This is a genomic window from Phenylobacterium sp. (assembly GCF_037189685.1).
Taxonomy (GTDB): domain Bacteria; phylum Pseudomonadota; class Alphaproteobacteria; order Caulobacterales; family Caulobacteraceae; genus Phenylobacterium.
This window is the reverse complement of the sequence record NZ_JBBCIT010000049.1, coordinates 1-9095: the sequence shown is the minus strand read 5'-3', so window position 1 is coordinate 9095 and position 9095 is coordinate 1. Positions and strand designations below refer to the sequence as shown.

Here is a 9095-nt window from a genome sequence, read left to right as displayed (position 1 = left end):
CTGATGCAGCACGGCCTGGCCAACCCCGACAACGCCGGCGCCGCCTCCACCGACTACCTGCACCTCTTCGGCCTCACCGCCCTGGCCTACATGTGGGCGCTCCAGGCCCGGGCCGCCCTGGCCCGCATCGCCGCCGGCGGGGCCGACCCCTTCTACGAGACCAAGCTGGTCGTCGGACGCTACTACCTCGAGCGCGTCCTGCCCGAGACCGCCAACCGCCTCGCCAAGCTCAAGGCCGGCTCCGAACTCATGATGAAGCTGCCCGCCGAGGCGTTCTGATGGCCACCTATCGCGCCACGGTCGAGTGGGCGTTGCGGGAGACTCCCGAGGACTTCCTCAAGGGCCGCTACGGCCGCGGCCACACCGTCAGCTTCGCCGAGCACGTCGTGCCGGCCACCGCCTCGCGTCACGTGGTGGGCAAGTGGGCCGCGCCGGGGGCGGTGGACCCCGAGGAGATGCTCGTGGCCGCGCTCTCGAACTGCCACATGCTCACCTTCCTCCATCGGGCGCGGCTGGCGGGCTTCACCGTCCTGCGCTACCGCGACGCCGCCGAAGGCGTGATGGAGAAGATCGACGGCGACCGGATGGCCGTCACCCGCGTCACCCTGCGGCCGGAGATCGCCTACGACGGCCGCGGGCCCACGCGGGAGGAGTCCGCGCGTCTGCATCACGAGGCGCACGAGGAATGCTTCATCGCCAATTCGGTGAAGACCGAGGTGACGGTGGAGGACGCCCCCGCATCCTAGTTTCCCTTTTGTTCTTGCGATCCACCCGGCGCTCTGGGACAATGAGGATGACGAGTTGGGGGGTAACGGATGGGTTTCTCGCATTCCTGGATCGCGGTCTCGGGCCTCGCGCCGGACGACGCCGTCGCGACCCTCGGCGCTGAAGTGGTGGGCGAAGTCGACGCGCGGGAGCTTCCAGAAGCGCTCGGGATGGGGGTTCTGCCCGGTGGCTGGCTGCTGGTCTTGAGCAACGATTTCGACGATGCGTTCAAAGGCCGGCTGGCGCGGCTCGCGGCGCTGGGGCCGGCCGTCGCCTGCGCCGTCGAGGAACACGTCATGTACGCCGAGGCCCGCGGCTACGACGCGGGGGGCGAAACCTGGCGCGCGGTTCGTGATCCGGACGACGACCACCTTGAGGTGACGGGCGCCCCGCCCGCGGCCTTGACCGCCATAAGGGACGAAGCCATCCGGCGGCAGGACGCCGATGAGGCCACGGGAATCGACTTTCTGTTCTCGGCGCCCGCCGATATGGCCGCCGCCATCTGCGGCTACCAGTTGGGCGTCCAGGAGCCCGAAGGCTTCCGCTACACCGAGTTACGCTACTTGCGCGAGGCCGCGAGCGGCGGGGACGACGGCAAGCCAGGCTTCTTCGCGCGGCTCTTCGGACTCAAGGGCTGACGCGACAGAAGATCGACGAGCCGGGCCTCCAGCGCGGCCGCGTCCCTGAGGTCGCATTCCCAGACCACCTCGACGCGCCAGCCGGCGGCCGCCAGCGCCTCGGCGTTCCTCGCGTCGCGGGCCACGTTGCGGCCGACCTTGGCGACCCAGTAGTCGCGGTTCTGCTTCGGCACCCGGGCGCCGCGGGCGCAGTCGTGGCCGTGCCAGAAGCAGCCGTGGACGAAGATCGCCAGCCGGCGGCCGGGCAGCACGATGTCGGGATTGCCCGGCAGGTCCTTGCGATGCAGGCGGTAGCGCGCGCCCAGCCGCGTCAGCGCCTTGCGCACCGTCATCTCGGGGGTCGTGTTCCGCCCCTTCACCCGCCGCATGACCGCCGAGCGCTTCTCGGGGCCGTAGACGTCGGTCGTCCCGTTCATGCGTCATCGCCCGGCATGAGGGGGGATGACGGACGCCGGATCACAATCCGTCGAACAGCGCGGTGGAGATGTAGCGCTCGGCGAAGCTGGGGATGATGGCCACGATCAGCTTGCCGGCCATCTCGTCGCGGCTGGCCAGGTCGAAGGCGGCGGTCAAGGCGGCGCCCGACGAGATGCCGACCGGGATCCCCTCTTCCTTGGCCACCCGCCGCGCCATGGCGAAGGCGTCGTCGTTGCTGACCTGGATGATCTCGTCCATCACGCCGCGGTCCAGGATCGAGGGGACGAAGCCCGCGCCGATCCCCTGGATCTTGTGCGGCGAGGGAGAGCCCCCCGACAGCACGGGCGATGCCGTCGGTTCCACCGCCACCATCTTCACCGACGGCTTGCGCGCCTTCAGCACCTGGCCCACGCCGGTGATCGTCCCGCCGGTGCCGACGCCCGAGATGACCGCGTCCACGCGGCCGTCGGTGTCGTTCCAGATCTCCTCGGCGGTCGAGACCCGGTGGATCAGCGGGTTGGCCGCGTTGTCGAACTGCTGCGGCATCACCGCGCCGGGCGTGGCCTCGACGATCTCCTTCGCGCGGGCGACGGCGCCGGCCATGCCCTTCTCCGCCGGGGTCAGCTCCAGGTGCGCGCCCAGGATCAGCAGCATCTTGCGCCGCTCGATCGACATGCTCTCGGGCATGACCAGCGTGATCGGATAGCCCTTGGCCGCGGCCACGAAGGCCAGCGCGATCCCGGTGTTGCCCGAGGTGGGCTCCACGATCCGGCCGCCGGGCTTGAGCTTTCCGGTCGCTTCCAGCCATTCGATCATGGACACGCCGATACGGTCCTTCACCGAGGCCAGCGGGTTGAAGAATTCGAGCTTGGCCACGACCTCGCCCTTGGGCTTCAGTATCGCGGTCAGGTGGGGCAGGCGCACCAGCGGGGTGTCGCCGACCAGATCCAGCACGGAATCGTAGATCTTGCCCCGGCCCGAGCGGCTGTAGCGCGCGGCGTCGTAGGCCTTGTCAGGGGTGGAGTCCATCGGAGCGGCCTTCTGTCTGGGCTCGGAAACGTGGGCCGAACCCTAAGCCTTCCGGTGGGGATTGGAAGCCGCGACGCCGTGGCCTGGCTGATAGTTTTTCTGACGCCCTTACTCGGCGGCCAGCATCCGGGCGGGGCGCAGCAGCGGCTCCAGCAGCTCGCGGGCCAGCCAGCGGACCACGGGCGCGGCCACGCCGTCGCCCGCCACATGCAGGGCCGTGGTGGTCGTCGCCGGGAGGGCATAGGTGTCGGGCAGGCCCATGAGCCGGGCCGCTTCCCGGGCCGTCAGCAGGCGCGACCGGACCCGACCCTCCTCGACCACCAGGATCGTCTGGCGCGAGGACCCGCCCCGCGGCGTGCGCAGGCAGCCGGCCAGGCCGTCGAACCGGACCTCGGCCCGCTGGACGCGCCGGCCGTCCTCGACGCGGGTGCGGCGGAAGACGGCGCCCACGGTCCGGCCGCCGACCGCGTCGATCCGCGCCCGGTGCAGCGGCCCCATCAGCGAGACCAGCCGCCGCGTCTCGGCCTCCGACCGCCAGGCCACGGCGTCGTCGGGCTCGAGCAGGGCCGCAAGGTCGGTGTTGCGGGCGGGGGGCGCGGCCAGCCGCCACCATGCCCAGGCCTGCGCGGCCGCATCCGGCAACCTGGCGTGGGCGGCGCGCACGGCGCGGGTGTGGAAGGGGCTGTCCCCCGTCAGGGCGGCGGGCGCGTCGCGGGCGGCCACGACGAAGACGCGGGGGCGCGACTGGGGCAGGAAGGCGGCCGCGTCGATCTCCAGCGCGCCGAACCGGTAGCCGCGGCCCGCCAGCGCCGCGCCCAGGGCCGCGAAGTCGGCGCCGCCGTTCGAGGTGAGCAGGCCGCTGACGTTCTCGATCACGATGGCGCGCGGCGCGCGGCCCCGGTCGTCCAGCGCCTCCATCAGCCGCCAGAAGCCGAAGAAGGCCGACGAGCGGCCGCCCTCCAGGCCGGCCCGGCCGCCCGCGAGGCTGAAGTCCTGGCACGGGCTGGAGGCCCACGCGAGGTCGGCGCGGCCCGGCAGGTCGTCCGCGGTCAGGGCCCAGACGTCCCCCTCGCGCAGATGGTTCGCCGCGTCGGGGAAATTCGCGCGGTACGTCGCCGCCTTCCGGGCGTCGAAATCGTTGGCGAACGCACAGGTCCAGGCCTCGCCCAGGCCCAGCGCGGCCATGCCGCCGCCGGCGAAGAATTCGTAGAAGGTCAACGGCTGCGCCACGACGCACGACGCTAGTGCGCGTCGCCCCGGCGCGGAAGCCGGCTTCGTCCAGGCCGGGCCAGGGCAGACCCGCCGAGACGACGAGCAGCCTCGCCTTATCAAGGCCCGATAATACCCTCACCCTTCGATGGCCTCTATCCTGCCGACCTCCCGCGTCGCTTCCCGGCGCCGTCCCGAAGGACTCCCGATGCACCACTGGACCGACCCGTTGCGCTTCGGCCTTCTCCTCGCCGGCGCCACCCTGGCCCTGGTCGCCTGCCAGCCGCCGGGGGCCGACGGCGTCGCGTCCGAAGTCCACGCCTCGCCCGACGGTCAGGCGGCGCCCAAGGCGGCGGCGAGCGTCGGCATGGACATCAGCCAGCCGATCATGGCGCGGGGGACCGAGCCCTTCTGGGCGATCCGGGTGACCGACGGCCGGACGCTGACCTATTCCGCGCCGGGCGAGACCGACCGGGTCTACCGGGCCGAGGGCGCGACGGTGGCGCCGGGCCGCGCCACCTGGATCGCGCACGAGCCGGGGGGCGAACAGCTCACCCTCACCGTCTACGCCAGCGACTGTTCGGACGGCATGAGCGACCTGGACTATCCCTGGGTCGCGGAAGCGGCGCTGCCGAACCGGCGTCTCCACGGGTGCGCCGGCAAGGAAGCCGAGATGCCGCGCGAAGGCGGCTAGTGTCCTTTCTCGATTTGAAGTCCGCTCCGGCGCGCCACCCTGGTGCAGGCGAACTTCAAATCCAGCACATCAGGCCCGCGCTTGACCGACCCCGCGTCACCGGCGGCTAATGGCCGCAATCAACGACGCGAAGGGAGCGCGCGATGGAAAAGGCCTTCGACGTCGTCGTCCGCGGCGGCACGGTGGTGGACGGCGGAGGCGGCGCGCCCTTCGAAGCCGACGTGGGTGTGAAGGACGGCCGGATCGCCGCCGTGGGCCGCATCGCCGGCGCGGGCGCCGAGGAGATCGACGCCCGGGGCCAGATCGTCACGCCCGGCTTCGTCGACGTCCACACCCACTACGACGGCCAGGCCACCTGGGACGAGCGGATGCAGCCGTCCTCGTGGCACGGCGTCACCACGGTGATCATGGGCAACTGCGGCGTCGGCTTCGCGCCGTGCCGGCCCGACGACCACGACCGGCTGATCCGGCTGATGGAAGGCGTGGAGGACATTCCCTTCCCCGTCCTGTCCGATGGTCTGCCGTGGAACTGGGAGAGCTATCCCGAATATCTCGACGGCCTGGCGCGACGGCGGTTCGACGTGGACGTGGGCAGCCAGCTCCCGCACGCGGCGTTGCGCGTCTACGTCATGGGCCAGCGCGGCGTGGACCGCGAACCGGCCACGGAGGCCGACATCGCCGCGATGGCCGCGCTGGCCAGGCGGGCGATGGAGGCCGGCGCCATGGGCTTCGGCACCTCGCGCACCCTGAACCATCGCAGTTCCGACGGCTCGCCGATCGCCACCCTGACGGCCGGCGAGGACGAGTTGACCGGCATCGCCCTGGGCATGGCCGCGGCCGACAACGGCGCCGGCCGCGGCGTGCTCCAGTTCGTCTCCGACTTCTCAGACCCGGCGGAGGAGTTCGCCATGATGCGGCGCATCGTGGAGACGTCGGGACGGCCGCTGTCGTTCAGCCTGGTCCAGAGCCCCCGGGCGCCCGAAAGCTACAAGGCCCTCCTGGGATACCTGGCCGACGCCGGCGCCGCCGGGCTGTCCATGAAGGCCCAGGCCGCGACCCGGCCCGTGGGCGTGCTGTTCGGCCTGGAACTGACCATCAATCCGTTCACCCAGAATCCCTCGTACCAGGGCATCAGGTCGTTGCCCCTGGCCGAACGCGTCGCGCGCCTGCGCGACCCCGAGTTCCGCCGGACCCTGCTCGCCGAGGAGGCCGGCGACCGGCGCGGCTTCGCCGGCACGCAGCCGCGGAACTGGGACAAGATGTTCCTCATGGGCGAGATCCCCGACTACGAACCCACCGCCGACCAGACCGTGGCCGCCGTGGCCGCCCGCGCGGGGCTGGACCCGGCCGAGGTGGCGCTGGACCACATGCTGGCCGACGACGGGCGCGGGATGCTGTATCTCCCGTTCCTCAACTACGCGTCCGGCAGCCTCGACCCGGCCTACGAGATGCTGAACCACCCGCAGGTGGTCCCCGGCCTGTCGGACGGCGGCGCGCATGTCGGCATGATCTGCGACGGCAGTTTCCCCACCACCAACCTCGTCCACTGGACGCGCGACCGCACCCGCGGGCCGAAGCTTCCGCTGGAGCAGATGGTCAAGGCCCAATGCCGCGACACGGCCGAGCTGGTGGGCCTGTACGACCGGGGCCTGGTGGCGCCGGGCTACCGCGCCGACCTCAACGTGATCGATTACGGCCGGCTGAAGCTGCGCGCGCCGCAGGTGGCCTACGACCTGCCCGCGGGCGGCCGGCGGCTGATCCAGCGGGCCGACGGCTATACGGCGACCCTGGTGGCGGGGAACGTCACCTATCGCGACGGCGAGCCGACCGGCGCCCTGCCGGGGCGGCTGCTGCGCGGGGCGCAGCCGGCGCCTTTGGCCCTGGCGGCGGAGTAGTGACATGACGAACCTGGTCCTGCGCGAGGACCGCGGCGGCGCGGCGATCCTCACCCTCAACCGGCCCGACAAGCTGAACGCCCTGAACGTCGAACTCTTCCGGGAACTGGACGCCCATGTGCGCGCCATCGCCGGCCAGACCGAGGCGGTGGGCCTGGTGGTGGTGAAAGGCGCCGGCCGCTGCTTCTCGGCCGGCCACGACCTGTCGGACATCGCCGCGGGCGAGAAGCTGCCCGAGCCGTTCTTCCAGTCGAAGGTGATCGAGCGGCTGGCCGACCTGCCCCAGCCGGTGGTCAGCGCCGTCCACGGCCATTGCTACACCGGCGCGCTGGAACTGGCGCTGGCCGGCGACATCGTCTTCGCCGCCGAGGGCGCGCGCTTCGCCGACACCCACGCCAAGTGGGCGCTGACGCCGGTCTGGGGATTGTCGCAACGCCTGCCGCGCCGGGTCGGGACCTATCGGACGCGCGAGATGATGTTCACCTGCCGGACGGTCGCGGGACCCGAGGCGCTGAGCCTGGGCCTGGCCGATTTCTGCGTTCCCGACGCCGAGTTCGACGCCCGCCTCGACGCTCTGGTCGCCCAGATCCTCGCCAACTCCTGGTTCAGCCACCGCGCCAACAAGCGCCTGGTCCGCGAGACCGACGGCCTGCCCCTCGGCGCGGGCCTCGCCCACGAGATCTACCGCGGGGAAGGCCGCGGCCCCGACATGGCCGACCGTATCGCCGGTTTCCAGACCAAGGCGGTGAAACAGGGGTAGGGATCCTTCTCCGCACCGCGCGGCGGAGGGAGAAGGCGATCGGCCACGGACCCACACGAAAAACACGAACGGGTCGGCAAGCGCCGGCGCGTGGTCCTGCACGGCCGCGAAGGGGCGCCTCTCGAATTACAAGAAACCACGGAAAACACGGAAGGACACAGAAGGCAAAGCTGCGATTCCGTGTCCTTCTGTGTTTTCCGTGGTTTGCATACGGAGCCCCCGCTTGCGCGGAGGCTCGGAATGTCCGCCGGTCCGTGTTCTTCGTGTGGGTTCGTGGCCAACAGATCGCGCCCGCCGCGCACGGAGTTCGCGTTGTGAATGGCGCCTGGCGGCGATGCGCGGCATAGAGGCGCCATGAGTTCCGTCGCCGACACCGCCACCGCGCCGCTCGACGCCGCGCGGGACGTCCTGCGGCGCACCTTCGGGCATACGGACTTCCGCGGCCTGCAGGCCGGCGTGATCGCCGAGGTGCTGGCCGGGCGCAACGCGCTGGCGGTGCTGCCCACCGGCGGGGGCAAGAGCCTCTGCTACCAGATCCCGGCCCTGGTGCGGTCCGGGCTGGGGCTGGTGGTCTCGCCGCTGATCGCGCTGATGACCGACCAGGTGGCGGCGCTGACGCAGTCGGGCGTGGCCGCCGCCCGGCTCGACTCCGCCATCGATCCCGACGAGCGGATGGAGACCTGGCGGCGGATCGAGGCGGGCGCGCTCGACCTGCTCTACGTCTCGCCCGAGGGGCTGATGCAGCCGGCGATGCTGGAGCGGCTGTCGCGCCTGTCGCTCTCGCTGGTCGCCATCGACGAGGCGCACTGCGTCAGCCAGTGGGGCCACGACTTCCGGCCCGAGTACCGGATGCTGGGCCGGCTGGCGGACATCTTCCCGAACGTGCCGCGGCTGGCGGTCACGGCCACCGCCGACAACCGCACCCGCGAGGACATCCGCGCCGAGCTGCGGCTGGAGGACTCGGCCGAGTTCGTGGCGAGTTTCGCGCGGCCGGAGCTGGCGCTGTCGGCCGAACGCAAGCGCGGGGCTGGCCACAAGCGCGTGCTGGAGCTGGTCGCCGCGCGGCCGGGACGCTCGGGCGTGGTCTATGCCGGCTCGCGCGACGGGGTCGACAAGCTGGCCGAGGCCCTGCGCGGGGCCGGGGTTCCGGCCCTGGCCTATCACGCGGGTCTCGACAAGAACGTCCGCGCCGACCGGCTGGAGAAGTTCCTCGAGGCCGACGAGGCGGTGATGGTCGCGACCATCGCCTTCGGCATGGGCGTCGACAAACCCGACGTCCGCTATGTGATCCACGCCGATCCGCCGGCCTCGATCGAGGCCGACTGGCAGGAGATCGGCCGCGCCGGACGCGACGGCGACCCGGCCGAGGGCATCACGCTCTATGGCTCGGCCGACATGGCCTGGGCGTTCCGCCGGCTGGACGGCCGCGACGTCGACGAGAGCGTCAAGCAGGTGCAGGGCCGCAAGGTCCGCCAGCTCTACGCCATGCTGGACGGCACGACCTGCCGCGCCGCCGCCGTGCGCCGCTACTTCGGCGAGGAAGGCGTGAAGGCCTGCGGCCAGTGCGACCTCTGCCTGGGCGAGGTCGAGACGGTGGACGCCACCCGACCGGCGCAGATGGCGCTGTCGGCGGTGCACCGCATGGGCGGCCGGTTCGGGCGCGGGCGGCTTGTCGACCATCTGCTGGG

General features: G+C 71.8%; 10 protein-coding genes. 7 read left to right on the top strand and 3 right to left on the bottom strand.

Going from position 1 to position 9095, the window contains the following annotated elements; genetic code table 11:
• From WG212_RS21780 to WG212_RS21770, 3 genes are all read left to right on the top strand, one after another.
• Window positions 1-279: acyl-CoA dehydrogenase C-terminal domain-containing protein (locus WG212_RS21780; protein ID WP_337189219.1), on the top strand; the 279-nt coding region annotated here is incomplete at its 5' end.
• A complete protein-coding gene (locus tag WG212_RS21775) occupies window positions 279-746 on the top strand; it encodes an OsmC family protein (protein ID WP_337189218.1) in 468 nt (155 codons plus the stop codon). The genes WG212_RS21780 and WG212_RS21775, both read left to right, overlap by 1 nt.
• Before the next feature lie 69 nt (window positions 747-815).
• Window positions 816-1403 carry a hypothetical protein gene (locus tag WG212_RS21770; protein WP_337189217.1) on the top strand — a complete coding sequence of 196 codons (588 nt, stop codon included), beginning with the start codon at window positions 816-818 and terminating at the stop codon, window positions 1401-1403.
• Here WG212_RS21770 and vsr read toward each other — a convergent pair.
• From vsr to WG212_RS21755, 3 genes are all read right to left on the bottom strand, one after another.
• Complete coding sequence (gene vsr / locus WG212_RS21765; protein ID WP_337189216.1) at window positions 1325-1819, bottom strand: DNA mismatch endonuclease Vsr; 495 nt, start codon at window positions 1817-1819, stop codon at window positions 1325-1327. The two genes, WG212_RS21770 and vsr, sit on opposite strands and share 79 nt — an antisense overlap.
• 40 nt (window positions 1820-1859) lie before the next feature.
• Window positions 1860-2849, bottom strand: coding sequence for a cysteine synthase A (gene cysK, locus WG212_RS21760; RefSeq protein ID WP_337189215.1), 990 nt, complete (start codon window positions 2847-2849; stop codon window positions 1860-1862).
• A gap of 108 nt (window positions 2850-2957) precedes the next feature.
• Complete coding sequence (locus WG212_RS21755) at window positions 2958-4067, bottom strand: DNA cytosine methyltransferase (protein ID WP_337189214.1); 1110 nt, start codon at window positions 4065-4067, stop codon at window positions 2958-2960.
• A 199-nt stretch (window positions 4068-4266) separates the two neighbouring features.
• On the opposite strand from WG212_RS21755, the gene WG212_RS21750 reads away from it, so the two are divergent.
• The 4 genes from WG212_RS21750 to WG212_RS21735 all read left to right on the top strand — a co-directional run.
• A complete protein-coding gene (locus WG212_RS21750; RefSeq protein ID WP_337189213.1) occupies window positions 4267-4752 on the top strand; it encodes a hypothetical protein in 486 nt (161 codons plus the stop codon).
• 143 nt (window positions 4753-4895) lie between these two features.
• A complete protein-coding gene (locus WG212_RS21745; RefSeq protein WP_337189212.1) occupies window positions 4896-6647 on the top strand; it encodes an amidohydrolase family protein in 1752 nt (583 codons plus the stop codon).
• A gap of 4 nt (window positions 6648-6651) precedes the next feature.
• Window positions 6652-7407, top strand: coding sequence for an enoyl-CoA hydratase/isomerase family protein (locus tag WG212_RS21740; RefSeq protein WP_337189211.1), 756 nt, complete (start codon window positions 6652-6654; stop codon window positions 7405-7407).
• A 354-nt stretch (window positions 7408-7761) separates the two neighbouring features.
• Window positions 7762-9095: RecQ family ATP-dependent DNA helicase (locus WG212_RS21735; RefSeq protein WP_337189210.1), on the top strand; the 1334-nt coding region annotated here is incomplete at its 3' end.